This window comes from Sphingomonas sp. ABOLE, from assembly GCF_003950455.1.
GTDB lineage: Bacteria > Pseudomonadota > Alphaproteobacteria > Sphingomonadales > Sphingomonadaceae > Sphingomonas > Sphingomonas trueperi.
This window is the reverse complement of sequence record NZ_QQWY01000010.1, coordinates 70514-95016: the sequence shown is the minus strand read 5'-3', so window position 1 is coordinate 95016 and position 24503 is coordinate 70514. Positions and strand designations below refer to the sequence as shown.

The window sequence follows — 24503 nt, the reverse complement described above, 5'->3', positions numbered from 1 at the left end:
CTGTGATACGCTTCCTTTTCGGCTGAACCTGCGGCCGAAAAGGAGGTGGTTCATGTGCCAATAGAAGCAGTTGCAGGTCTGGTTCTGGGTTTCGCGACGTTCACCGTCGCGTTGCTCGGATTGGTGGCGAAGCTCATTGAGCTAAGCCGCAAGTAACCCAGTGCGGGCTCCCGGTGCTGGAACGCCGGGAGCCCAAAATGCTTTGAGCCCGGGCGCTGGAACACCCGGGCTCAGGAGGTGACGTTGTACCAACGGTCACAGTTGCAGTGCTCTTTAGATAGCGAAAACCGGTCAGAATCACAAGATGCGCCAGAACGACACCGATGAAACCCGCTCCGTCCGCGTGCTGCGCGTGGGCGAACAGGTGCGTCATATCCTCAGCGAGATCCTCCAGCGCGGTGACGTGCATGACGAGGTGCTGGCCAAGCACATGGTCTCGGTGACCGAGGTTCGGATGTCCCCGGACCTGCGCCATGCGACGGTGTTCGTGAAACCGCTGCTCGGCAAGGACGAGGAAGCGGTGCTCAAGGCGCTGCGTACCAACACCGCGTTCCTCCAGCGCGAAGTCGCGCACCGGGTGAAGATGAAGTACGCGGCAAAGCTCAAGTTCCTGGCGGACGAGAGCTTCGACGAGGGCAGCCATATCGATCAGCTGCTGCGCGCGCCCAACGTGGCACGCGACCTGGGCGACAGCGAGCAGGACTGATCCGGCCGCCCGCACCCGCGACGCACTGGACATCGGCGGCACTTTCGGTGTGATGCCGCCATGGCCAAGCTCTATTTCTACTATGCCTCGATGAATGCGGGGAAATCGACCACGCTGCTGCAGGCCGATTTCAACTATCGCGAGCGCGGCATGCGCACCTTGCTGTTCACCGCCGGCGTGCACGATCGCGGCGGGCATGGCGTGATCGACTCGCGGCTCGGCATCCACGCCGATGCCATTCCGTTCGAAGCCGCGACGGACCTCCGCACCATCGTCCAGGACGCGCATTTCGCGGCGCCGCTCGCCTGCGTGCTGGTCGACGAGGCCCAGTTCCTCTCCGCTGCGCAAGTGCGGCAATTGGCCGCCGTGTGCGACGAGGACGAGGTGCCCGTGCTCTGCTACGGCCTGCGCACCGATTTTCGAGGGCTGCTGTTCGAAGGCGCGGCGGCGCTACTGGCGATCGCTGACTCGCTCGTGGAGATCAAGTCGGTCTGCGAATGCGGGCGCAAGGCGACGATGAACCTGCGCGTCGATGCCGAGGGCCGCGCCGTGCGCGAGGGCGCGCAGCGCGAGATCGGCGGCAACGATCGCTATGTCGCGCTCTGCCGCCGCCATTTCGTCGAGCGACGCGGCGCGATCGGCTGACATAGCAAAAGGGCGCCGCGAGGATCCCTCGCGACGCCCCTGGAACCGAATGCGCGGCCGGGAGCCAACCACCGCGCCTCCGATCAGAAATGGAACCGGATCTCGCCGCCGATGATGCGCGGCTCGTTGATCATGCCGGTCAGGTTGTTGAAGTCGATCGCGCTTTGCGCGCGGATTTGGTTGAGGATGTTGCGGGCGAACGCCGCCACCTCATAGCCTTCCGGCGCGCGATAGCCGATGCGCAGCCCGCCCTCGACCAGTGAACGCCCGCGGAACTCCTTGGCCTCGTAGAGGAAGTAGTTGATCTCGCTGCGATACGCCCAGTCAGTATAGGCATAGACCTCGCCGCCATTGGCCAGCGGCACGCCGTAGCGGGCGGTGGCGTTGAGCACGAAGCGCGGCGCCTGGGGCAGGCGGTTGCCGTCGATCCGCGCGAAGGTGCTGGTGCCGACGGTGAAGGTCGGATCGGTCATCGTGCACAGCGAACCGCACGCCGCCACGACCAGCTTGGGATCGCGGATTTGGGTGAAGTTGTAGCTGCCGCTGGCGGTGAGATCGAGACCGCGCACAGGACGGTAGCTGAACTCCGCCTCGACGCCATAGCCGTTGACGTGATCGGCCGAGAGCAGCTGGTTGGCGTTGCTCGCGCCGCCCACCGCAGTCAGCTGCAGATCGTCGGTGCGGAACCAGTAGCCCGTCAGCGCATAGTTGAGCCCCTTGGCCGGCAGCGCGCCCTTGACGCCGGCTTCGGCCGACTTGGTGAACTGCTTGCCCGCGGTGGTCGGCACCGAGCCGAAGGTCACGCGGTCCTGGATCGCCGGGCCGAGATAGCCCGTGGCGAAGCGCGCATAGACGTTGACATCGGGGGTCAGCGCGTAGGTGGCGCTGGCATCCCAGGTCACCGCCTCGCCCTGCACCTTGGTCTGCAGCGGCAGGGTGAGGCCGCCGGTCAGCGGGCCGAAGCCGAAGATCACGTCGTTCTTGCGATCGTGCGAGTAGCGCACGCCGGCGCGCAGCGTCAGTGCGTCGGTCGCCTTGAATTCGCCCGAGGCGAACACGCCGAGATTCTCGTTGATGTTGCGGTGGCCGATATTCTGGGTCTGCGCGCCGCCGCCCAGGTCATAGCCATATTCGCTATAGTCGAGATTCTGGTCGAAATAATAGACGCCCGCCTGCCCGCGGAACGCGCCGAACTGGTCGGTCGCGAAGCGCAGTTCCTGGCTGAACTCCTTCGGGCTGGTGATGCCGCCGGTGTTCGACGGGAACAGCGCCTTGTTCAGCCCGAGCGCCGGGAAGCCATAGCTGTCGCCGCCGTCGACGTCGCCGGTGCTCTGCACCTTGGCACGCTCATAGGCAGTCACCGAGTAAAGCGTGCCGAGGCCCTCGAAGTGATAGTCGAGCTGGAGGCTGCCGCCCCACTGTTCCAGCCACTGGCTGGTGTAGCCGTCGAGCTTGACGTGCTTGGGGTCGAAACCGGGCGAGAAGTCGTTCGAGCCCTGCTGGAACAGGCCGGCGCGGAACACGCGCGGCGTGCCTTCGAGGTCGCGGCCGTGAACGTTGATCAGCGCGTTGAAGTCGCCGCTGGTGTAGCTGAGCTGCACGCGGCCGGCGCGATCGGTATAGCCTTCGAGCTTGCGGTTCGCGACGCTGAGCAGGCTGGTGCTGTCGTTCACCACCCAGTTGTCGCGGTGCTGCACCAGGCCCGAGACGCGCAGCGCGAAGCCGTTGCCGAGCGGCGCATTGAGCGCGAGATCGGCGTTGATCGTGTTGTAGGTCGCCCAGCTGACGCTGCCCTGTGCTTCATACGTGTCGGTCGGACGCTGCGATTCGAGCTTCACCACGCCGGCCGGCGTGTTGCGGCCGAACAGCGTGCCCTGCGGCCCGCGCAGCACTTCGACGCGCGCGAGATCGAACGCCGGGAACGCCTTCAGCATCGGGTTTTCGAGCGCGACGTTATCGTACACCACCGACACCGGCTGCGCGGCGTTGGGGTCGAAATCGGTGTTGCCGAGGCCGCGGATGTAGAAGCGCGGGAAGGTGCGGCCGAACGAGCTTTCGATCTGCAGGCTGGGCGTGCGCGCCGAGAGGAAGCGGATGTCGAGGCCCGAGGAATTGAGCACGTCGAGCTTCTCGCCGCTGATCGCGGTGACCGCGACGGGCACGTCCTTGGCGGCTTCGGTGCGGCGCTGCGCGGTGACGACGATCTCGCCGGTCTGCTGCGGCGCGGCGTCTTCGGGCTGCGCGCCCTGGACGGGTGCGGGTGTCTCGTTGCTGTGGGCGGCGGCGAGCGCGGAAGGCGTGGTGAGCGCGGCGCTGGCGAGCAGCAGGCCGCGGAGAAGGGCGGAAGTGGTCATGGCTGAGTCGAGTCCCCGTGAAAAGATGGCTCGTCCTCTCCAGCGAGGTGTCGCGATTGATTCTTATCAATGTCGCTGATTTTTCGCGCGCCTGTAGCGGAACCGTCATCCCGGGCAAGCGTTTCGGGCCACGCCCGAACGGATTGCTGCGGTGTGTTGCAATTATGTCGTGATTTGCGCGGGCCGCGAAGCCCACCTATGGCGCGGCGATGCATGGCTGGATCCTTCTCGACAAACCTTTGGGCCTCGGCTCCACCCAGGGCGTGAGCGCGGTCAAGCGCGCGCTGCGCGATGGCGGCTATGCCAAGGTGAAGGTGGGCCATGGCGGTACGCTCGATCCGCTGGCGAGCGGCGTACTGCCGATCGCACTGGGCGAGGCGACCAAGCTGGCGGGCCGCATGCTCGACAGCGATAAGGTGTATGACTTCACGCTCCGGTTCGGCGTGGAGACGGATACGCTCGATGCCGAGGGAAAGGGCATCGCGGAGTCCGCGGTGCGGCCGACGCTGGCGGAGCTGGAGGCAGTATTGCCGCGCTTCACCGGGCCGATCGAGCAGGTGCCGCCGGCCTATTCGGCGCTCAAGGTGGACGGCGAGCGGGCGTACGACCTGGCGCGTGCCGGCGAGACGGTGGTGCTCAAGAGCCGGGCGGTGACGATCTTTGCTCTCGAAATCCTCCCCCAGCTTGCTGGGGGAGGGGGACCATCGGCGCAGCCGATGGTGGAGGGGCTCGGCGGGCAACCGCCGCGTGCCGCGGCGGCCCCTCCACGGTCGCTGCGCGGCGGTCCCCCTCCCCGAGCGGAGCTCGGGGAGGGTCTGGAAGAAATCACCCTCCGCGCCCATGTCTCCAAGGGCACGTACATCCGCAGCCTCGCCCGCGACATCGCGCATGCCCTTGGCACCGTCGGCCACGTCACCTATCTCCGTAGGATCAAGGCGGGGCCCTTCACCCTGGATCAGGCGATTTCGCTGGACTCTTTGGCGGATGCCGCTAAGGAGCGGCGCCTTGAAGACATTTGCCTGCCGCTGAGGGCGGGGCTGGACGACATCCCGGCTCTACCCCTCACCCCCGATCAGGCAGGGCTGCTCCGCCAGGGGCGGGTCTTGGTCGGGATTGCCAAAGACGATGGCCTGTATTTCGCGTTGCTCGGGGACACCCCTGTCGCGCTGGTAGAGGCGGAAACCGGAAGCATCCGGGTCGTACGCGGCTTCAACCTGTAGCCTTAGATGTCGAAGGAAACGCCATGTCGATCACGCAGGAGCGCAAGGAAGCGCTCGTCAAGGAACACGCTCGCAACGAGGGTGACACCGGCAGCCCCGAAGTGCAGGTCGCGATCCTCTCGGAGCGCATCGCCAACCTCACCGAGCACTTCAAGACCCACGCGAAGGACAACCACTCGCGCCGCGGTCTGCTGATGCTGGTCAACAAGCGCCGCAGCCTGCTGGACTATCTGAAGAAGAAGGACCAGGCGCGCTACGCAGATCTCATCGCGAAGCTCGGTCTTCGCAAGTAACACGGAAAGGCGACCTTCGGGTCGCCTTTTTGTCATTCCGGTGCGATAACGCACCGGCGGTCCCGGGCGAATGGCGCCGGGGACGAACGGGGGATCCGGCAATACGGTCGGTCCCACGAGCCACATACGGCTCACGCATAGGCCCCCCGCGTGATTGGCACCGGGGAGTGAAGGAAACGACATGTTCGACAAGAAGACTGTATCGATCGAGTGGGGCGGCAAGACGCTGACTCTCGAAACGGGCAAGGTTGCCCGCCAGGCCGACGGCGCGGTGATCGCGACCCTCGGCGAAACCGTCGTGCTGTGCGCGGTCACCGCCGCCAAGTCGGTGAAGGAAGGCCAGGACTTCTTCCCGCTGACCGTCCACTACCAGGAAAAATTCTCGGCCGCCGGTCGCATCCCGGGTGGCTTCTTCAAGCGCGAGCGCGGCGCCACCGAGAAGGAGACGCTCGTCTCCCGCCTCATCGACCGCCCGATTCGCCCGCTGTTCCCGGAAGGCTTCTACAACGAGATCAACGCCATCGCTCAGGTGCTGAGCTATGACGGCGAGAACGAGCCCGACATCCTCTCGATGATCGCCGCCTCGGCAGCGCTCACCCTGTCGGGCGTACCCTTCATGGGCCCGATCGGCGCGGCCCGCGTCGGCTACGTCAACGGCGAATACATCCTCAACCCGACCGACGCGCAGGTTGCCGAGGGCGAGCTCGATCTCGTCGTCGCCGCCACCTATGACGCGGTGATGATGGTCGAATCCGAAGCCAAGGAGCTTTCGGAAGAGGTCATGCTCGGCGCCGTGCTGTTCGCGCACGATGCCTGCCGCGAAATCGTCAAGGCGATCGTCAAGCTCGCCGAGCAGGCCGCCAAGGACCCGTGGGAAATCGCGTCGTCTAACGACAACGCGAAGCTCAAGGACAAGATCAAGAAGCTGATCGGCAAGGACATCGCCGCCGCCTACAAGCTGACCGACAAGTCGGCCCGCTCGAACGCGCTCAACGAAGCGCGTGCCAAGGCCAAAGCGCAGTTCGTTGAGGACGGCCTCGACCCGCAGCAGGTGATGGCCGGCATCAAGCTGACCAAGAAGCTGGAAGCCGAGATCGTCCGCACCGCCATCCTCAAGGACGGCAAGCGCATCGACGGCCGCACCACCACGCAGATCCGCCCGATCGAGGCGGAGACGCACTTCCTGCCGCGTGCGCACGGCTCGGCGCTGTTCACGCGCGGCGAGACCCAGACCATCGCCACCTGCACCCTCGGCACCAAGGACGCCGAGCAGATGATCGATGGCCTGAACGGCCTTAGCTACCAGAGCTTCATGCTGCACTATAACTTCCCGCCCTATTCGGTCGGCGAAGTGGGCCGCTTCGGCGCGCCGGGCCGTCGCGAAGTCGGCCATGGCAAGCTGGCGTGGCGCGCGCTGCACCCGGTGCTGCCGTCGAAGGAAGACTTCCCCTACACGATCCGCCTGACCAGCGACATCACCGAGTCGAACGGCTCGTCGTCGATGGCATCGGTGTGCGGCGGCAGCCTCGCGATGATGGACGCCGGCGTGCCGATCAAGCGCCCGGTCTCGGGCATCGCCATGGGCCTGATCCTCGAGGGCAAGGAGTATGCGATCCTGTCCGACATCCTGGGTGACGAAGATCACCTGGGCGACATGGACTTCAAGGTCGCCGGCACGTCCGAGGGCATCACCACGATGCAGATGGACATCAAGATCGCCGGCATCACCAAGGAGATCTTCGAGGCGGCGCTCAACCAGGCGAAGGCCGGCCGCGCGCACATCCTGGGCGAGATGAACAAGGCGCTGGGCGAAGTCCGTGCCGAGCTCTCGGCGCACGCCCCGCGCATCGAGACCTTCACGATCGACAAGTCGAAGATCCGCGAAGTGATCGGCACCGGCGGCAAGGTGATCCGCGAGATCGTCGCCACCACCGGCGCCAAGGTCGACATCGACGACGAGGGCGTTATCAAGGTCAGCTCGTCGGATCCCGCGCAGATCGAAGCCGCGATCAAGTGGATCAAGGGCCTCGTCGAGGAAGCTGAAGTCGGCAAGATCTACACCGGCAAGGTCGTCAACCTCGTCGATTTCGGCGCGTTCGTGAACTTCATGGGCGGCAAGGACGGTCTCGTCCACGTCTCGGAGATCAAGAACGAGCGCGTCGAGAAGGTCTCGGACGTCCTGAGCGAAGGCCAGGAAGTCAAGGTCAAGGTCCTCGAGATCGACCCGCGCGGCAAGGTGCGCCTGTCGATGCGCGTCGTCGACCAGGAAACCGGTGCCGAGCTGGAAGACTCGCGTCCGGCCCGCGAACCGCGCGAGCCGCGCGGCGACCGTGGCGACCGTGGCGACCGTGGTGACCGCGGTGACCGCGGCGGCGACCGCCGTCGCGAGGGCGGCCGTGGCGGCGAGCGCGGTGGCGAGCGTGGCCCCCGCCGCGACCGTGGCGACAAGCCGCGCGGCGAGCGCAGCGAAGGCGGCAAGGACGACGGCGGCGATATCGGCCTGCCCGCGTTCCTGACCGGCGATCGCGACTGATCACCGGCGTTTCGCACAAGAAATGAAGGGGGGTCCGGCACTGCCGGGCCCCTTTTTCATTAACCCATTCCCGCATTCCACTTTGCGAAAAATCGCGCTATGCAGTCGCCGGGGGATCGAACGGAGCAGACGACGCTAAAGGGTGAGGGCCGACCGATGATGGCAACGACGACGATCGCAGAATTGCGGCACGATCACGAGATGATCGACATTCTCGCACGGCGCCTGTCGGGCCTCCTCGAAAGCGAAGCCGCTCCCGTCGAGCTTTCCACCGCGCTCGACCATCTGCTCAATTGCGTCGCCGAGCATCTCGCCCGCGAAGATACCACCATCTACACGCTGACGCTCTCGGCCCAGCCGGGCATCTCGCGCACGAAGGTCGACCAGGTCCGCGAGGATTTCGAGCGGCTCAAGGCCAACTGGCAGGACTATCTGCTGTTCTGGACCCCCGAGCAGATCGCCGCCGACCGCCAGGGCTTCGCTGACGCCAGCCGCGCGATGCTGCCGCGCCTGCGCGACCGGGTGAAGCTGGAGGAAAGCCTGCTGGTCGCCGCCGCGCTGCAGGGCGAGCCGAGTTTTCAGACCAGGCACTAGGATAGGCGGCTTGCGCTAGGTCCGCTGTCGCCCACTTGCGGACATTCAGCAGATCTACGATCCTGTGGTGATGAAACTAAATCCTCAGCCTAGATCGTGAGCAGCGTCGCAGCCGCCAGTCGTCTTTCGGTGCGATCGGCTCTCAAGCCCGTCGCCGGTGCACTGGCATTTGATGGTCGCTCGACGCGAAGTGAAGTCTGGTCATTTTGGCTGCTTACGGCCGCACTTAGCTTGGTCAGGGTGGATGTGACTTCAATACCGCTGTTAACCGTCGTCTACACCCTGTTGTGCGGCTTCTGGAGCTGGCTCTGGATTCCTTTGACGGTTCGACGACTCCATGATCAAGATCTGTCAGGCAAGCTTGCGTGGTTCCTCCTGATCATTCCAGCAGGATTCGCCCTAATTTGGATCACCGCTCCCCATGGAGCTGATTACACCTTAGCCTTCGATAATGGGATCGTGAGTTTGAGGAGGACAGCTGCATGGAGCCCTCTGGCGGCCGTCATCGTCGCGATTATCGCTGCGGGCGCCGTCCTCCAAATGATCATTTTGATGAGACCTGGGACGGTTGGGGCCAATCGGTTCGGCCCTGACCCTCGATTAGTTCCGGCCCGGCCAGATTATACGGGCATGTCCCTTTACGAGCGCCTTCATCACAGTGATAAGCGAGAGGCATTTGACCGGGCTATTGCACGAGGCGATCGTAGTGCTCTGACCGCGTTGCTCCGCGAGCTTGATATGGAGAACGTCGACTGGGTCGTGGATGCGGCAATGAAGCGCTAAGGAGCCTACGTCCGCTTCCCACCAAACTCCGCCATCCGCGAATCTGTTTGAACAGGGTCGGCCTCCCGTGGGGGGGCTCCGCTACTCCGCCGCCAGCAAACTCGTCGCGCCGCCCAGATCCACCGACACCAGCCGGCTGACCCCGCGCTCGACCATCGTCACCCCGAACAGCCGGTGCATCCGCGCCATGGTCGCGGCATTGTGGGTGACGATCAGGTAGCGGGTCGCGGTTTCGCGGGTCATCGCTTCCAGCAGGTCGCAGAAGCGATCGACGTTGGCGTCGTCGAGCGGCGCGTCGACTTCGTCGAGCACGCAGATCGGCGAGGGCTTGGTGAGGAACAGCGCGAAGATCAGCGCAACCGCGGTCAGCGCCTGCTCGCCGCCCGAGAGCAACGTGAGCGACTGCAGCTTCTTGCCCGGCGGCTGGGCCAGGATCTCCAGCCCCGCCTCCAGCGGATCGTCCGAATCGATCAGCGCGAGATGCGCCTGGCCGCCGTTGAACAGCGTGGTGAACAGCCGCCGGAAATGCTGGTCGACCGCCTCGAACGCAGCGAGCAGCCGCTGCCGCCCCTCGCGGTTGAGCGTGCCGATCGAGCCGCGCAGCCGGTTGACCGCCTGGAGCAGCTCGTCGCGCTCCTTGGCATTGGTGCCGAACGCGGCTTCTATCTCGGCCAGCTCGGTCTCGGCGACGAGGTTGACGGGTCCTAGCCGCTCGCGATCGGTGGTGAGCTTTTCCAGCGCGGCGGATTCGTCTTGCGGGCTTCGCACGCTGTCGGCGTCGAAGTTGAGCCGCGCAGGGAGCAAGGGCGGCGGGCATTCGAACCGTTCGCCCGAGAGGCGCCCCATCTCCACCCGGCGCACGTCCTGGTTCTCGGCGCGTGCGGCGGCGCCGGCACGGCGCTCGCGGGCTTCGGAGAGCGACTCGCTTGCCGCGCGCAGTGCCGCCTCGCTGGCGCGCAGCCGGGCGTCGGCCTCGCGCTCGGCGACCTGGGCAGCAGCGGATTCCTGCTGCATCCAGGTGTCGGCGGCCTCGGCATCGGCGAGCTGGGCGGCGATCTGGGCGGGACGGGCGGCGATCGCCTCGCGCTCCTGCGCCAGCGTGGCGGCGCGCTCGTCCATCTCGGCGGAGCGGCGGGTGGCATCGGCGGCGCGGGCCGACCAGCTCCTGGCCTCGGCCCCGGCGGCGGCGAGCCGCTCGCGGGCCTGGGCGAGGTCGCGGTCGAGGCTGGCGCGTTCGGCACGGGCGCTGGCCACGGCGGCGCGGGCATGGTCAGCTTCGCGGGACAGTGCCGCGACCTTGGCGCGGGTTTCTGCCCCGTCGGGCAGCGCGGCCTTGGCCGCCTCGGCGCGGGCGAACTCGGCGGCGGCTTCCTCCGCCTCGGCGGCGATGCGGGCGCGGCGGGTATCGAGATCGGCGCGCTGCGCCTCCAGCCGTTCAAGCTGGTTGGCGACGCGATCCTCGGCACGGGTCGCCTCGCGCGCGGCGAGATCGGCCTGATCGAGCCGCTTGCGGTTCTCGGCGGCGCTGCGGCGCGCTTCGGCGATGCTCGCCTCGATCCGGCTGAGTTCCGCCGCGGCGGCTTCCAGCGCCGCCTGCGCCGCGGGGCGGGCCCGTTCCAGCGCGGCGAGCCGGTTGACCCGCTCCAGTCGCTCCGCCGCCGCCGCGCCGCCCGAGCGCGCGCGATAGCCGTCCCAGCGGCGCAGCACGCCCTGCAGCGTCACCAGCCGCTGGCCGACCGCGAGCGGCGCACCGTCATCCGCCTCGCACACCAGTACCTGCGCCATCCGCCGGGCGAGCGCAGACGGGGCGGTGACGTGCTCGGCCAGCGGGGTTGTGCCCGGCGGCGGCGAAGGGTCGGCGGGCGATGCATCGGCACCGCTCCAATGGCGTTCGGCGCCCGCATCTAGCCCGGCTTCGAGATCGTCCCCCAGCGCGGCGGCGAGCGCGCGCTCATAGCCCGCGGCGACGGTTACCCGGTCGAGCAGCCGGTCCTTGCCCGAGGGCCTGGTCGCCTTGGCGAGCGCCGTTGCCTCGCTGTCGATCTGGGCGAGTTCGGCATGTGCCGCCGCACGCGCGGCCTGGGCGGCGTTGCGGGCCTCGATCGCGGCGCGCTCCTCGGCATCGGCGCGGGTGAGCGCGTCGCGGGCGGCTTCGGCCTGGCGCTGCGCCTCTGCACGCGCTTCGCTCGCGCGTTGGCGCTCGGCATGGAGCGGTGCGGCGTCGCCGAGCGCGCGAGCCTCGGCCTCGATCCGCGCCTGATCGCGCTGGCTGCGTTCCACCCGCCCGCGCGCGGCGGACAGCGCGGCATCGGCGACGCGCACCTCGGCGGCTTCGCTGGCCTGCTGCGCCAGCGCCTGCGACAGCGCGACTTCGGCATCGCGCGCGGCGCGTTCGGTATCGGCCAGTGCTGTGTCGAGCAGGGGCACCCGCGCGGCGGTCTCGGCGATCCGTGCCTCCAGCGTCGCCTGTTCGTCGGTCAGCCGCGCGATTGCCTCTGCGGCGTCGCGCGCGAGGGAGGCTTCGCGCGCACGGTCGGCCTCCAGCCGCCGGCTCGCCTCGGCCAGCTCGGCGATCCGCCGCTCGACGCCGTGGCGGGCGCTGCGCAGTGTCTGCAGCCGGTGCTGGGCGTCGCTGGCGGCATCGCGCAACCGCAGCGACTCGGCGCGGAGCGTGCCGACCGCCTCGGCCGCCGCCATCTGCGCGGCCTCGGCCTCGGCCTGCGCGGCGGTGCGCTCGGCGACCAGCGACTCGGCCTCGGCGGCCTCCTTGCGCGCGATATCGGCGGCCAGCGCCGCGTCGCGCCAGCGGGCGAAGATCATCCGTGCCTCGGCGACGCGGATGCGGTCGGACAGCTCGCGATAGCGCTCGGCCTGCCGCGCCTGGCGCTTGAGCGCGGCGGCGCGCTGCTCCTGCTCGCCGATCAGTTCGTCGAGCCGGGTGAGGTTGGTCTCGGTCGCGCGCAGTTTCTGTTCGGCGTCGCGGCGGCGGACATGGAGACCGGCGATCCCGGCGGCTTCCTCCAGCATCGCGCGGCGTTCGCCCGGCTTGGCGGCGATGATCGCGCCGATCCGCCCCTGGCTGACCAGCGCGGGCGAATGCGCCCCGGTCGCGGCGTCTGCGAAGGCGAGCGCCACGTCCTTGGCGCGCACGTCGCGGCCGTTGATGCGATAGGCGGAGCCGGCGCCGCGCTCGATGCGGCGGATGATCTCCAGCTCGTCCTGCTGGTCGTCGAGGTCCGCGACCACCGCCACTTCGGCGAAGTCGCGCTGGGGACGAGTCGCGGTGCCGGCGAAGATCACGTCTTCCATGCCGGCGCCGCGCATCGACTTGGCGCTGGTTTCGCCCATCACCCAGCGCAGCGCTTCGAGCAGGTTGGACTTGCCGCAGCCATTGGGGCCGACGATTCCCGTCAGCCCCGGTTCGATCCGCAGATCGGCCGGGTCGACGAAGCTCTTGAAGCCCGTCAGCCGCAGCCGCTTTATCTGCATGGGGTGTCGTCGATCAGCGTGCGCCGGCCTTCTGGAGCAGCGGCTCCAGATCGGCCCAGGTGTTCACGTCGGTCTTCTGGCCGTTGATGAAGAAGGTCGGGGTCGAGTTCACGCCGTAGACGTTGGCGCCATCGGCATTGACCTTGGCGATCGTCTCGATCTGCTTCTGGTCGGCGAGGCACGCCTTGGCCTGGGCCTCGGGCAGGCCGCGCTGCTTCATATAGTCGACCATGCCAAGCGCCTGGGCGAAGCCGGCCGCGGCCTGGGGCGGCGGCATCTGCTGGATCTGGTCGAGCACCTGCGGGTTGGTCTGCTGGAGCGCCATGATCTTCTGGTTGAACGCGTCCGTGCCGGCATAGATCTGGTCCAGCATCGGGAAGAAGGCGTCGGTGGGCACGCACTGGTTGAGCAGCGCGAGTGCGAGGTCGGGGGCGCCGTGGATCAGGAAGTCGCGATATTCGTAGCTGACCTTGCCGGTCGCGATGTACTTCTCGCGCAGCGGGCCGACGCCGGTGGTGCCGAACTGGGCGCAGAACGGGCACATGCGCGAGCCATATTCTACCAGCTTGATCGGCGCGTTGGGGTTGCCCTGGCGGAAGCCGTTGTCCTTGGTCTTCTCGACTACATCGGCCCATTGCTTGCCGGCGGGGGCGGGGACGCCCGCGACGGGCGCCGAGGCCTGGACCGGCGCGCTGCCGTTGCCGCCGGCGGCCTTGTCACCGCCGTTGCAGGCGGCGAGCGCCAGGAGGGGAAGAAGCGCGAGGGCGAAACGCATGGAAGTCTCCGGGTTACGAAAGGGTCAGGCGCCGGCGGCGCGCAGTTCGGGCTCGAGATAGGGCCAGCTATAGGCCCGCACCTTGCGGCCGTTGACGAAGAAGCTGGGCGTGCCATCCACCTTGTAGAGATTGGCGCCGTCCGCCTGGGTCTTGGCGATGCGGGCGATCGCCTTGGGATCGGCGAGGCACTGGCGGGCCTTGGCCTCGGCCAGGCCCTGCGTCTTGAGGAAGGCGATCATGCCCATATTCTCGGCGAAGCGTGTCGCCATCTGCGCCGGCGGCAGCTTCTGCCACGCCTCCAGCGTGGCGGGCGTCTTCTCCAGCGCGATCAGCTTTTCCTCGAACTGGGGCTGGTTGGCGTAGATCGCGTCGAGCACGGGGAAGAAGCGCTGGGTGCCGACGCACTGGTTGAGCAGCGCCAGCGCCAGATCGGGCGCGCCGTGCACGAGGAAGTCGCGATACTCGTAGCTGACCTTGCCGGTGGCGATATACTGGTCGCGCAGCGGCTTCATGCCCTCTTCGGCGAAGCGACCGCAGGTCGGGCAGGTGCGCGAGCCATATTCGACCAGCTTCACGGCCGCGTTAGGGTTGCCCTGGCGATAGCCGCCCTCGGGCGTCTCCACCACGGTGGTGAGCCAGTTGGCCTGCGGGGCGGGGGCGGCGCCGAGCGCGAAGAGCGGCACCAGCGCGAGCATCAGGGTAAGGAGTCGCTGCATCATCTCAATCGATCCGGCCGAATACCGGGGTTTCGTCCTGCGCCGCGACGCCTGCCGCGAGCGATTCGAGCACCGCGCGCAGCTCCGGATCGGCGATGCCGCGCAGGCTGTCGCCCATCGCTTCCGGGATCGGCTTGAGGCTGGGCGGCGGCGCGGGCTTGGCCTTGGGCGCGCGCAGGTCGCCGTGGCGGATCGCCAGCTTGGCGACGGCGGGATAGCCGAAGAAGCGGTTCACCCGCTCGATGATCTCGGGTGAGATATGCTGCATCATCGGCGCGAACGCACCCGAGACGGTGAGCGCCAGCACGCCTTCCTCGCGCTTGCCGCGCGGGAAGCGAATCGATTCGGGTGCGGAGACGCGGGCATAGCGCTCGCCTACGATCTCGCCCCAGCGGCTGACCACGGCGGACTGGACGAAGCCGAACTTGCGGAAAGCCGCGCCGCCCACGTCCGGCAGCAGCTCGGACACCGCACGGACGCGGTTCGAGCGCTGCGGCTCGGGGCGCGGCTGGCGGGTGGTGGCACGGGGGGGCTTCGTCATACTGGGTCCCCCATGCCATAGGCGGGGCGTGCCCGACAACGCTCCTGAATCGATCGCCCCCGCGCTTCTCGCTTGGTACGACGCCAATGCCCGCCGCCTGCCCTGGCGCGCGCCGCCCGGTACCGATGCGACGGAGCCGTACCGGGTGTGGCTTTCCGAGGTGATGCTGCAGCAGACGCAGGTCGCGACGGTCATCCCGTACTTCGAGAAATTCACGTCGCGCTGGCCGAGCTTCGCAGCGATGGCGGCGGCCGAGGATGCCGATGTGATGGCCGCCTGGGCGGGGCTCGGCTATTATGCCCGGGCCCGCAACATGCTCGCCTGCGCCCGCGAAGTCGCGCGATTGGGCGAGTTGCCGGACACCGAGGCGGGGCTGCGCGCGCTTCCCGGTATCGGCGACTATACCGCCGCCGCGATCGCCGCGATCGCCTTTGGCCGGCGGGCGGTGGTGGTCGACGCCAATGTCGAGCGCGTGGTGACGCGGCTGTTCGCGCTCGCCGATCCCCTGCCGGGATCGCGCCCGGCGATCCGGCGGCTGACCGACACGATCACGCCCGATGCCCGCGCCGGGGACTTCGCCCAGGCGATGATGGACCTCGGCAGCGGCATCTGCACGGCGCGTGCGCCGAAATGCCTGCTCTGCCCGATCGCCTTCGGCTGCACCGCGCGGACACAGGGCGATCCCGAGACCTATCCGGTCAAGGCAAAGAAGGCGCCCAAGCCGCAGCGCCACGGCACGATGTTCTGGCTGGAGCGCGACAATGCCGTGCTGCTGGTCCGCCGCCCGGACAAGGGGCTGCTCGGCGGCATGCGGGCGCTGCCCACCGGGCCCTGGGGCGAGTCGCCGCCGGGCGCCGTCGACGCACCCGCCGCCGCCCACTGGCGGATGTTGAACGAAACCGTCCGCCACGGCTTCACCCATTTCGATCTCGAGGTGGCGCTTGCGACTGCAACAATCCCTCGCCATGCAAGCGCACCCCCCGGCGAGTGGTGGCCGATCGCCGACATCGAGTCGGCCGGTCTGCCCACCGTCTTCGCCAAGGCGGCAAGAGCGATACGGAGACTGCGATGACGGCCAAGCGAGTGTTCGGACTTTTCGGGGCGGCACTGCTGCTCCAGGCGCCTGTGGTGCAGGCCCAGACGGCCCCCAGCCAGGTCCAGAGCTTCGCGCGCCAGACCGTCGCCTCGGGCAAGGTGCCCGGCATCGTCGTCGCCTATGCCAAGGGCCAGGCGCCGACGACGATCGTCGTCGATGGCCGCATGTCCGACGAGCCGACGTCGCCCAAGGTCAATGGCGACACGCTGTGGCGGGTCTATTCGATGACCAAGCCGATCACCGGCATCGCGGCGATGATCCTGATCGAGGAAGGCAAGCTCAAGCTCGACCAGCCGATCAGCGACTTCATCCCGGCGTTCAAGGACATGAAGGTGCTGGTCGATCCGAACAAGGACCTGACCAGCCGCCCCGCGACCAGGCCGATCACGGTGCGCAACCTGCTGACGCACACGGCGGGGCTCGGCTACAACATCATCACCAAGGGGCCGCTGCTCAACGAATATAACCGCCTCGGCATCAACCCGGCGCAAGTGAGCGATTCGTTCGAGGCGACAGCGCGGCCGGCGCGCCCCGCGACGCTGGAGGAGTTCGCCAACCGCACCGCGACGCTGCCGCTGATCGCCGAGCCGGGCGCCAAGTTCAGCTATTCGATCGGTCTCGACGTGCTCGGCCGCGTGATCGAGGTGGCGAGCGGCATGCCGTTCGACAGCTTCGTCAACACCCGCATCCTTGCCCCTCTCAAGATGACCTCCAGCTACTGGACGGTGCCGGCCGGCGAGGCGGGGCGGCTTGCGACCGAATATGCGATCGCGGGGGGCAATCGCCTGCCGATCGATCCGGGCGCGACCTCGGTCTATCTCAAGAAGCCGAGCTTCCCCTATGGCGGCGCGGGCCTCGCGATGTCGGCGCGCGACTATGATCGCTTCCTCCACATGCTGCAGAATGGCGGCACGCTGGACGGCGTGCGCATCCTCAAGCCCGAGACGGCGGCGCTCGCCATGTCCGACCTGCTGCCGGCGGGCGTCGACAAGACGATGCTCGCGGTGATGGCGCGCGACACCGGCGTGCCGATGGGCTTCGGCGCGGGCGGATCGGTGTTCCTCGCCGACCAGCCGGGCGGCGCGGGGAAGGGCACGTTCGGCTGGTCGGGCGCTGCCGGCACCTTCGCCTGGGTGGACCCCAAGAACCAGGTCCGCGCGACGATGATGGTCAACATCCTGCTCGCCGAACTCGGCCTCAAGGTGCCGGTGCGCACCGCCGTCTACGCCGATCTGAACAAGTGATCGCGCCCGGTTTCACCGGCGGCACGCTGGACCGCGACGACCGCGTCCGCCACGAGCCCGAACTGCTGGCGGCGGCGCTCGCCGATCCGCGGGCGCGGCTGCTGGTGATGGACGGGCTGGTGCCGACGCTGGATGGCGACGGGCGGCTGGTCTGGACCGGGCTCGACGCCGCGACCCAGCCCTTGCTGTTCCTCGGCTTCCTCGACGGCGAGCCGCGCTTCGTCGAGACGCTGGCGCCCGGCACGCCGCTGCCGCCGGGCCGCCCGCCCGAGCTGTCGGCGATCCTCGACGCCTTCCGGCCCGAGGATGCCGCCAACTATGCCGCGGCGCGCAGCCTGATCGACTGGCATGCCCGGCACGGCTTCTGCGCGCGCTGCGGCACGCCGAGCGACATCTTCCGCGCGGGCTGGGGCCGGCTCTGCCCGAACTGCGGGGCCGAGCATTATCCGCGCGTCGATCCCGTGGTGATCATGCTCGCCGAGCATGGCGACCGGGTGCTGCTCGGCCGCCAGCCGAGCTGGCCGCCGGGGCGCTATTCGGCGCTCGCCGGCTTCTTGGAGGTGGGCGAGAGCATCGAGGATGCGGTGCGCCGCGAGACGCTGGAGGAATCGGGCGTACATGTCGGCGCGGTCCGCTATGTCGCCAGCCAGCCCTGGCCGTTCCCGTCGCAGCTGATGATCGCGTGCATCGGCGAGGCGCTCGACGAGGAGATCGCGATCGACGCGCACGAGCTGGAACATGCCGCCTGGTTCGATCGCGCGCAGGTGCAGCAGGCGTTGGCGCGCGATCCGAACGCGCCATTCCTGGCGCCGCCGGGCTATGCGATCGCGTATACGCTGCTCAAGGCCTGGGCGGAGGGGGTGTAGCCTTCTATCCCCCCTCCCGCCTTCGGGAGGGGAGCAAGAATGCGGGAAGATTTTACGGCCGCGGCCGTGCCTGCGGGTAGGTCCCCAGCAGCCGCACCCATTTGGAATGGAAGCCCAGTTCCTCCAGCGCGCGGATCACGCCCGCGTCCTCGGGGCTGCCGACGATGTCGGCATAGAATTCGGTCGCCGAGAAGCTCGCCTCGCGCTGGTAGCTCTCCAGCTTGGTCATGTTGACGCCGTTGGTCGCAAACCCGCCCAGCGCCTTGTAGAGCGCGGCGGGGATGTTCTTCACCTCGAAGATCAGCGAGGTCATGAACGGCCCTTCGCCGGTGACCCCCGGCGCGTCGCGCGACAGCACCACGAAGCGCGTCATGTTGTGCGCGGCGTCCGCGATGTCGCTGGCCAGCACGTTGAGCCCGTACAGCTCGGCCGCATGCGCCGGGGCGAGTGCGGCCACCTTGGGATCGGCCAGCTCGGCCACCATCGCTGCGGCACCCGCAGTGTCGGGGTAGGCGACCTGGGCGATGCCGTGCGCCTTCAGCCAGTGGCGGCACTGGCCGAGCGCCTGGGGATGGCTCATCGCCTCGCGCACGCCGTCGATGGGGCCGGTGCCCATCAGCGTGTGGCGGATCGCGAGGAAATGCTCGCCGATGATCGACAGGCCGGATTCGGGCAGCAGGAAATGGATGTCCGCCACGCGGCCGTGGAGCGAATTCTCGATCGGGATCATCGCGCGGTCGGCGCGGCCTTCCTTTACGGCGTCGATCGCGTCGTCGAACGAGAAGCAGGGCAGCGGCAGCGCGTCGGGGAAGGCTTCGCGCACCGCGACATGCGAATTGGCGCCGGGTGCGCCCTGGAACGCCACCGCCCGCGCCGGTGCCGCATCGGCCTCGGCGAGCATGCGGGCGACGATCGGGCGGGCGGGGGCGGCGAAATTCTCCATGGGCGGCGGCGCTAGCCTCCGTAGAACTCCGCCGCAAGTGTGCTTGCCTTCGGAGCCGGGCGCGCTCTAAAGATGAACCAAAGCACAGGTGGGAGCGGATGAATGCAAGATCGCTTCAATACGATCGCAGGTTGGGCGCTGGCGGGTGGTATCGCCGCCCTGGGACTTTCGATCGCGAGCGCGAAGTATTTCCACTCCGAAAAGCCTGAACGCCCCGGCTATGTCGTCGAGGCGGTTGAAGATGCGGCCGGCGGTGCCGCGGCGGCCGAGCCGCTGCCGGTGCGCCTGGCCAAGGGCGACGTCGCCAAGGGCGAGAGCGGCTTCAAGCAGTGCGCCTCGTGCCACACCATCACCCAGGGCGGCGCCAACGGCATCGGCCCCAACCTCTACGCCACGCTGGGCGAGGGCATCGCGCAGGGCAAGGGCGGCTTCGCCTTTTCCGACGCGCTGAAGGGCGTCGGCGGCAGCTGGGACCTCGACAAGATGGACGCCTGGCTGGCCAATCCGCGCAAGTTCGCGCCCGGCACCAAGATGACCTTCGCCGGCATCTCGGACCCGCAGCTGCGCGCCGACGTGATCCTGTACCTCAACAAGCAGGGCTCGAACCTGCCGCTGCCGGCGGCGCCCGCCGCGGGGTCCGAGCCCGACAATGCCGGGGTGCAGAGCAATAGCGCCGTCGAAGGCGCCGACGTGTCGGTGAACGTGCAGCAGGCGACGCCGGGCGAGGGCACGCCGGCGAAGGACCCGCAGGCGGCGGTGCAGGCCGAGAAGAAGAAGTAAGCTTCGTTTCCTACTCTCCCGCCGCTCCAAATCCCCCTTCCCGCAAGCGGGAGGGGGGCTCAGGCTTGCAGATCATAGGCCTTCAGCAAGTCATACAGCGTCGGCCGGCTGATCCCGAGAAGTCGCGCGGCCGCTGACACATTGCCATCGCTCCGCGCCAGTGCATGGCGGATCGCCTGCCGGTCGGCCGCCTCGCGCACCGCGCGCAGGTTGATCGCCGCGGCGTCGCCCGGCGCCAGATCGAGGTCTTCGGCGTGCACCGTCTTGCCCTCGGCCATGATCACCGCGCGCTTGATCCGGTTCTCCAGCTCGCGGACATTGCCGGGCCAGCCCCAGGCGTCGATCGCGGCGAGCGCATCGGGGGCGAAGCTCTTCGGCCCGGTTTTCATCTGCTCGGCATAACGGGTGAGGAAGTGCCGCGCGAGCAGCCCCGCATCGCCCGGCCGCTCGGCGAGCGAGGGGATGCGCACCACGATCTCGGCCAGGCGGTAATAGAGATCCTCGCGGAAGCGGCCCTCCGACACCATCGCGTCGAGGTCGCGGTGGGTGGCGCAGACGATACGCGTGTCCACGGCAATCGGTTTCCGCCCGCCGATCCGCTCGATCACCCGCTCCTGCAGGAAGCGCAGCAGCTTGACCTGGAGCGGCAGCGGGATGTCGCCGACTTCGTCGAGGAACAAGGTGCCGCCCTGAGCGAGCTCGATCTTGCCCTCGGTGGTCTTCACCGCGCCGGTGAACGCGCCCTTCTCATGGCCGAACAGCTCCGATTCGAGCAGCGTCTCGGGAATCGCCGCGCAGTTGATCGCGACGAAGGTACCGGTGTGGCGCGGGCTCGCCTCGTGCAGCCCCCGCGCCAGCAGTTCCTTGCCGGTGCCGCTCGCCCCCAGCAGCATCACCGAGACATCAGCACCCGCCACCCGCTCGATCGTGCGGGTGACCTTGAGCATCTCCGGCGCCCCGGTGAGCATGCCGCCCAGTACCGCCTTGGTTTCGGCCTTTTCGGCGAGGCGGCGATTCTCGGCCTCCAGCGCATGGACGTGGAAGGCGCGGGCGACGATCAGCCCCAGCGCGTCGATGTCGATCGGCTTCTGGTAGAAGTCCCAGGCGCCGAGTTCGATCGCGCGGCGCATCGACTCGCGCTCGAAATGCCCCGAGGCGACGATCACCTTGGTGGCGGGCGCGAGCTTGAGGATCGCCTCCAGCGTCGCGAAGCCTTCGCTGGTGCCGTCGGGATCGGGCGGCAGGCCCAGGTCGAGCGTCACCACCGGCGGCTCCTCGGCGCGGAGTATCGTGATCGCCTCGTCGCGGGTGGTGGCGGCGAGGATCGTATAGCCCTCATAGGCCCAGCGCAGCTGGCGCTGGAGCCCGGCATCGTCCTCGACGATCAACAGCTTGGGCAGCGCCTCGCTCATGCCGCCGCCTCCACCGCGGGCGCCGCGCGCAGCACGACGCGGAAGCGCGTGCCCTGGCCCTCGCGCGAGCTGACCTCGATCCGCCCGCCCATGCCCTGCACCAGCTGCTGCGCCTCGAAGGTGCCGAGCCCGAAGCCGCCCGGCTTGGAGGAGGTGAACGGCTTGAACAGGCGGTTGCGGACGAAGCCGGGCGACATGCCGCAGCCGCGATCGATCACGTCGATGATGGCGTTTTCCTCGTCGGTGGCGAGCGCGAGCGTCACCGGCGCGTCGGCCGGGCTCGCCTCGATGGCGTTCTGGATCAGATGGACGAGCAGCTGCTCGAGCGCGGCGGGCTCGGCGAGCGCGATGGCCGGCTCGGCGCCCGACACCAGCCGCACCTGCCTGGGCTGGCGCGCGACGAGTCGTTCGAGCAGCGGCAGCAGCGGGGTGGGACGCGGCGGCTCGCTGCGCCCGCGATGGTGCTGGCCCAGCCGGGCGAGCAGCGCGTTAAGCCGGTCGGACGAATCGCGCAGCGTCGCGATCATGTCGGCGCGGAAGGCGGGGTTGTCGGCATGGCGCTCGGCGTTGCGCGCGGTGAGCGCCAGCTGGCTGACCAGGTTCTTGATGTCGTGGAGCAGGAAAGCGAAGCGGCGGTTGAACTCGTCGAAGCGCTGCGCCTCGGCCAGCGCTTCCTGCGCCCGCGCCTCGGCGAGATAGCTCGCCACCTGCCGCCCGGCGGCCTTGAGCAGGTCGAAATCCTCCCAATCGAGCCGCCGTGCCAGCGCCGGGCGGCCGAGCAGGATCGCGCCGACCAGCGCGCCGCGGTGGAGCAGCGGCACCACCACCCAGGCAGCGTCGACCTCGCGCATCCAGTCGGGGGTCGCATCGGCATCGGCGGCATCGGCCTGGGCGAGGCGCACCGCATCCACCTCGATGATCCGGCCGGTCGTCTCCAGATGCGTCGCGAGCGGCTGGTCCGCGGACAGCGGCAGCGTCGCCCGGTCCCAGTGCCAGCCGGCACCCGCCACCAGCCCGCCCTCCTCGGCGACGAGCAGCAGGCCGGAGGGCGAGGCGGTGAGGTCGGCGAGGGCGCGGACGATGCGCTGGTCGAGCGGCGCGGCGCCCGGCGCGCCCAGCGTCTCGGTGAAGCGCAGCCATTCGGCGCGATAGTCATAGCGGTGGCGGAACAAATGCTTGGCCAGCTTCACCTTCACCCAGCCGCGCAGTCTGGAATTGGAGACCAGCGCCAGGATCGCGGCGGTGGCGCCGAACACGAAGGCGGTCTGGAGCAGCCGGGCATGCGCCCCGCCCAGCGTCGCCAAGGCACTCGTCGCCAGCGCGAGCAGCACGAAATAGGCGCCGACCGCGACCAGCGTCAGCGACTGATAGGCCACGGTGCGCGACATCCGCACCCGCCAGTCGCCGCGCCGCTGCAGCCCGAGCCCCATCGCGGCGGCGACGCAGACCAAAGCCGCACCCCGCGCGACGAGCAGCAGGCCGTTCATCGGCACGCCGAGATAGGCGAGCGTCAGCACCGCGAAGTCGATCAGCCAGAAGCCGCCGAGCGCCGCCACCGTCCAGCGCAAGCCCCCGCCCGCGGTGTGGGCGAGCGCCGAATGGAGCGCCTGCACCATCACCAGCACGCCCACCGCGACCAGCAGGTGCAGCAGCAGCGCCACCGATGCGGCATCGGCGGTGATCGGCGACGGGCTGGTCACAACCATGTCGAGCGCCATGGCGGCCACGGTGACCAGCGCGACCACGCCATAGACGGTGCCGAGCGCCAGCGGCGGGCGCGGCTCGCCCGCGCGGCGGTGGAGCAACAGCAGGAAGGCGAGCCAGGCGAGCGTGCGCAGCGTCTCGACGAAGCGGGTGGCGATCTCCTCCGCGCCGATCCCGGCGGTGGCGAGCGCGGCGAGCGCGGTCAGTCCGAGCGCCGCCGCCAATGCCTGACGCGGCAGCGGGTCGCCGCCAGTGCGCGATGCCGCGAAGGGCAGCAGCGCGAACAGCAGCGCCGCCAGAGCGTGCAGCCACAGGCTCAGCGCGGCGGTGAGCATCAGCGCGCCCCGCTGGGGAATAGGATGACGCGGGCGGTCTGCAGCAGGATCAGCAGGTCGAGAAAGGGCGAATAGTTCTTGGCGTAGAACAGGTCATATTCGAGCTTCTGGCGGGCGTCGTCGATCGAGGCGCCGTAGGGATAGTTGATCTGCGCCCAGCCGGTGATGCCCGGCTTCACCATGTGTCGCTCGGCATAATAGGGCAGCGCCTGCTCCAGATCCTCGACGAACTTCGGCCGCTCGGGCCGGGGGCCGACGAAGCTCATCTCGCCCTTGAGTACGCTCCAGCATTGCGGCAGCTCGTCGATGCGGATCTTGCGGATGATCCGGCCGATGCGGGTGATGCGCGGGTCGTTCTCCTCCGCCCACACCGCCTCGCCGGGCGCCTCGGCATCCTGGCGCATCGAGCGGAGCTTGAGCACGTCGAACGCCTGGCCATAGAGGCCGACGCGCTGCTGGCGATAGAGCGCGGGCCCGCGGCTCTCCAGCTTGATCAGCACTGCGGTGACGATCACCAGCGGGAAGGCGATCACCAGCAGGATCAGGCTGGCGGTCACGTCGAACAGCCGCTTGAACAGCCCCGACATCATCCGCCCCGACGAGAAGCCGTCGGAGAAGATCAGCCAGCTCGGGTTGACGCTGTCGAGATCGACGCGGCCGGTGACGCGCTCGAGGAAGGTCGAGAATTCGTTGACATGGACGCCGGTGGTCTTGATCCGCAGCAGGTCCTTCAGCGGCAGCGCGTTGCGGCGCTCCTCGAGCGCCAGCACCACTTCGCTGGCGTTGAGCAGCACGACATGATCGGCGAGGTTGTAGATCGCGTCGCGGGCGATCGCCTCGGGGATCACGCGGTTGGCGTCGCTCATCGCGACATAGCCGACGATGGCGAAGCTGGCGCCGGGCGCCTTGGACAGCTGCTTGAGCCGCGCCGCACGCGGGCCGGCGCCGAGCACGACGATGCGCCGCTTGAACGCCGCGCCGCCCAGCGTCTTGCCGAGCAGCACCCGCATCAGCAGCAAGAGCACGAACGCGCTGACCGCCGCATAGAGCAGGTTGGAGCGCCAGAAGCCGATCGGCGGGACCAGGAAATAGAGGAAACCGAGACCCAGCACGCCCAGTGCGATCGACACGAGCAGCCGTACCAGCGCGTGGCGGAGCGACTGCAGCGCCTCCGCGCCGTACGCGCCGAGCGCCACCAGCGCGGTTTCGAGCACCAGCGCGAAGCTCGCCAGCTGGGGCACGCGCTCGCCGATCGGGCCGACGTCGATGCCGGCTTGGTGCGCGCGCAGCTGCCAGCCCAGCTCGCCTGCCGTCACCAGCAGAAGCATGTCCAGCAGGCCGAGCAGCAGCACGGTGTTCGGGACATAATGCTTGAACAGGCGGATCATGGCGGCGCCGGGTGTAGCGCAGAAGGGTAAACGAACGGCCAAGCCCGCGCCGTCGCATCAAATTTGCTTCGTATCGCAACCGTTT

Annotated in this window: 20 protein-coding genes; 11 read left to right on the top strand and 9 right to left on the bottom strand. The window is 68.6% G+C overall.

Translation table 11 applies throughout. The features are described 5' to 3' along the window. Positions 1 to 304 precede the first annotated feature (304 nt). Together rbfA and CA234_RS08295 are read left to right on the top strand one after the other, a co-directional pair. The gene (rbfA, locus tag CA234_RS08300; protein WP_125975010.1) at positions 305 to 706 is read left to right on the top strand and encodes a 30S ribosome-binding factor RbfA; all 402 of its coding nucleotides are present in this window, start codon (positions 305 to 307) and stop codon (positions 704 to 706) included. Positions 707 to 766: 60 nt separating this feature from the next. Continuing rightward, a complete protein-coding gene (locus tag CA234_RS08295; protein WP_126001349.1) occupies positions 767 to 1351 on the top strand; it encodes a thymidine kinase in 585 nt (194 codons plus the stop codon). 83 nt (positions 1352 to 1434) lie between these two features. Here the strand turns inward: CA234_RS08295 and CA234_RS08290 are convergent, their stop codons facing one another. After that, positions 1435 to 3705 (bottom strand): TonB-dependent receptor, encoded by a 2271-nt coding sequence (locus CA234_RS08290; RefSeq protein ID WP_125975014.1) that lies wholly within the window; start codon positions 3703 to 3705, stop codon positions 1435 to 1437. Positions 3706 to 3914: 209 nt separating this feature from the next. Here CA234_RS08290 and truB point away from each other — a divergent pair, with 209 nt between their 5' ends. From truB to CA234_RS08265, 5 genes are all read left to right on the top strand, one after another. After that, positions 3915 to 4925, top strand: coding sequence for a tRNA pseudouridine(55) synthase TruB (truB, locus tag CA234_RS08285; RefSeq protein WP_125975016.1), 1011 nt, complete (start codon positions 3915 to 3917; stop codon positions 4923 to 4925). Positions 4926 to 4948: 23 nt separating this feature from the next. After that, positions 4949 to 5218 (top strand): 30S ribosomal protein S15, encoded by a 270-nt coding sequence (gene rpsO, locus CA234_RS08280; protein WP_010544825.1) that lies wholly within the window; start codon positions 4949 to 4951, stop codon positions 5216 to 5218. Between the two features lie 181 nt (positions 5219 to 5399). Further along, positions 5400 to 7751, top strand: coding sequence for a polyribonucleotide nucleotidyltransferase (pnp, locus tag CA234_RS08275; protein ID WP_126001348.1), 2352 nt, complete (start codon positions 5400 to 5402; stop codon positions 7749 to 7751). A 156-nt stretch (positions 7752 to 7907) separates the two neighbouring features. Then, complete coding sequence (locus tag CA234_RS08270) at positions 7908 to 8345, top strand: hemerythrin domain-containing protein (protein WP_126001347.1); 438 nt, start codon at positions 7908 to 7910, stop codon at positions 8343 to 8345. Positions 8346 to 8441: 96 nt separating this feature from the next. Beyond that, positions 8442 to 9128 (top strand): DUF805 domain-containing protein, encoded by a 687-nt coding sequence (locus CA234_RS08265; protein ID WP_164521749.1) that lies wholly within the window; start codon positions 8442 to 8444, stop codon positions 9126 to 9128. An 81-nt stretch (positions 9129 to 9209) separates the two neighbouring features. Here CA234_RS08265 and smc read toward each other — a convergent pair whose 3' ends face one another. Genes smc through CA234_RS08245 form a run of 4 tightly spaced genes read right to left on the bottom strand, consistent with a single transcriptional unit; the run spans position 9210 to position 14650 of the window. Continuing rightward, the gene (smc, locus tag CA234_RS08260) at positions 9210 to 12617 is read right to left on the bottom strand and encodes a chromosome segregation protein SMC (RefSeq protein WP_126001345.1); all 3408 of its coding nucleotides are present in this window, start codon (positions 12615 to 12617) and stop codon (positions 9210 to 9212) included. Between the two features lie 13 nt (positions 12618 to 12630). Continuing rightward, positions 12631 to 13392 (bottom strand): thioredoxin domain-containing protein, encoded by a 762-nt coding sequence (locus CA234_RS08255; protein ID WP_126001344.1) that lies wholly within the window; start codon positions 13390 to 13392, stop codon positions 12631 to 12633. Positions 13393 to 13416: 24 nt separating this feature from the next. Continuing rightward, the gene (locus tag CA234_RS08250; RefSeq protein ID WP_126001343.1) at positions 13417 to 14112 is read right to left on the bottom strand and encodes a thioredoxin domain-containing protein; all 696 of its coding nucleotides are present in this window, start codon (positions 14110 to 14112) and stop codon (positions 13417 to 13419) included. Between the two features lies 1 nt (position 14113). Continuing rightward, on the bottom strand, positions 14114 to 14650 hold the full coding sequence (locus CA234_RS08245; RefSeq protein WP_125975028.1) for a DciA family protein: 537 nt from the start codon (positions 14648 to 14650) through the stop codon (positions 14114 to 14116). A gap of 28 nt (positions 14651 to 14678) precedes the next feature. Between CA234_RS08245 and CA234_RS08240 the strand changes: the two genes are divergently transcribed. Genes CA234_RS08240 through nudC form a run of 3 tightly spaced genes read left to right on the top strand, consistent with a single transcriptional unit; the run spans position 14679 to position 17856 of the window. Beyond that, complete coding sequence (locus CA234_RS08240; RefSeq protein WP_125975030.1) at positions 14679 to 15722, top strand: A/G-specific adenine glycosylase; 1044 nt, start codon at positions 14679 to 14681, stop codon at positions 15720 to 15722. Next, positions 15719 to 16990: a serine hydrolase domain-containing protein gene (locus CA234_RS08235; protein WP_125975032.1), complete on the top strand. Its 1272-nt coding sequence runs from the start codon at positions 15719 to 15721 to the stop codon at positions 16988 to 16990. Before CA234_RS08240 ends, CA234_RS08235 begins: the two co-directional genes overlap by 4 nt. Further along, the gene (nudC, locus tag CA234_RS08230) at positions 16987 to 17856 is read left to right on the top strand and encodes an NAD(+) diphosphatase (protein WP_126001342.1); all 870 of its coding nucleotides are present in this window, start codon (positions 16987 to 16989) and stop codon (positions 17854 to 17856) included. Before CA234_RS08235 ends, nudC begins: the two co-directional genes overlap by 4 nt. 52 nt (positions 17857 to 17908) lie before the next feature. Here nudC and CA234_RS08225 read toward each other — a convergent pair whose 3' ends face one another. Continuing rightward, the gene (locus CA234_RS08225; RefSeq protein ID WP_125975036.1) at positions 17909 to 18799 is read right to left on the bottom strand and encodes a prephenate dehydratase; all 891 of its coding nucleotides are present in this window, start codon (positions 18797 to 18799) and stop codon (positions 17909 to 17911) included. A gap of 102 nt (positions 18800 to 18901) precedes the next feature. Between CA234_RS08225 and CA234_RS08220 the strand changes: the two genes are divergently transcribed. Next, on the top strand, positions 18902 to 19579 hold the full coding sequence (locus CA234_RS08220) for a cytochrome c family protein (RefSeq protein WP_125975038.1): 678 nt from the start codon (positions 18902 to 18904) through the stop codon (positions 19577 to 19579). Positions 19580 to 19638: 59 nt separating this feature from the next. On the opposite strand, the gene prsR is transcribed toward CA234_RS08220, so the two are convergent. Genes prsR through CA234_RS08205 form a run of 3 tightly spaced genes read right to left on the bottom strand, consistent with a single transcriptional unit; the run spans position 19639 to position 24418 of the window. Further along, a complete protein-coding gene (gene prsR / locus CA234_RS08215) occupies positions 19639 to 20991 on the bottom strand; it encodes a PEP-CTERM-box response regulator transcription factor (RefSeq protein WP_125975040.1) in 1353 nt (450 codons plus the stop codon). Beyond that, the gene (gene prsK / locus CA234_RS08210) at positions 20988 to 23030 is read right to left on the bottom strand and encodes an XrtA/PEP-CTERM system histidine kinase PrsK (protein WP_125975042.1); all 2043 of its coding nucleotides are present in this window, start codon (positions 23028 to 23030) and stop codon (positions 20988 to 20990) included. Before prsK ends, prsR begins: the two co-directional genes overlap by 4 nt. Further along, the gene (locus CA234_RS08205; RefSeq protein ID WP_126001341.1) at positions 23030 to 24418 is read right to left on the bottom strand and encodes a TIGR03013 family XrtA/PEP-CTERM system glycosyltransferase; all 1389 of its coding nucleotides are present in this window, start codon (positions 24416 to 24418) and stop codon (positions 23030 to 23032) included. Before CA234_RS08205 ends, prsK begins: the two co-directional genes overlap by 1 nt. Positions 24419 to 24503: the final 85 nt, after the last annotated feature.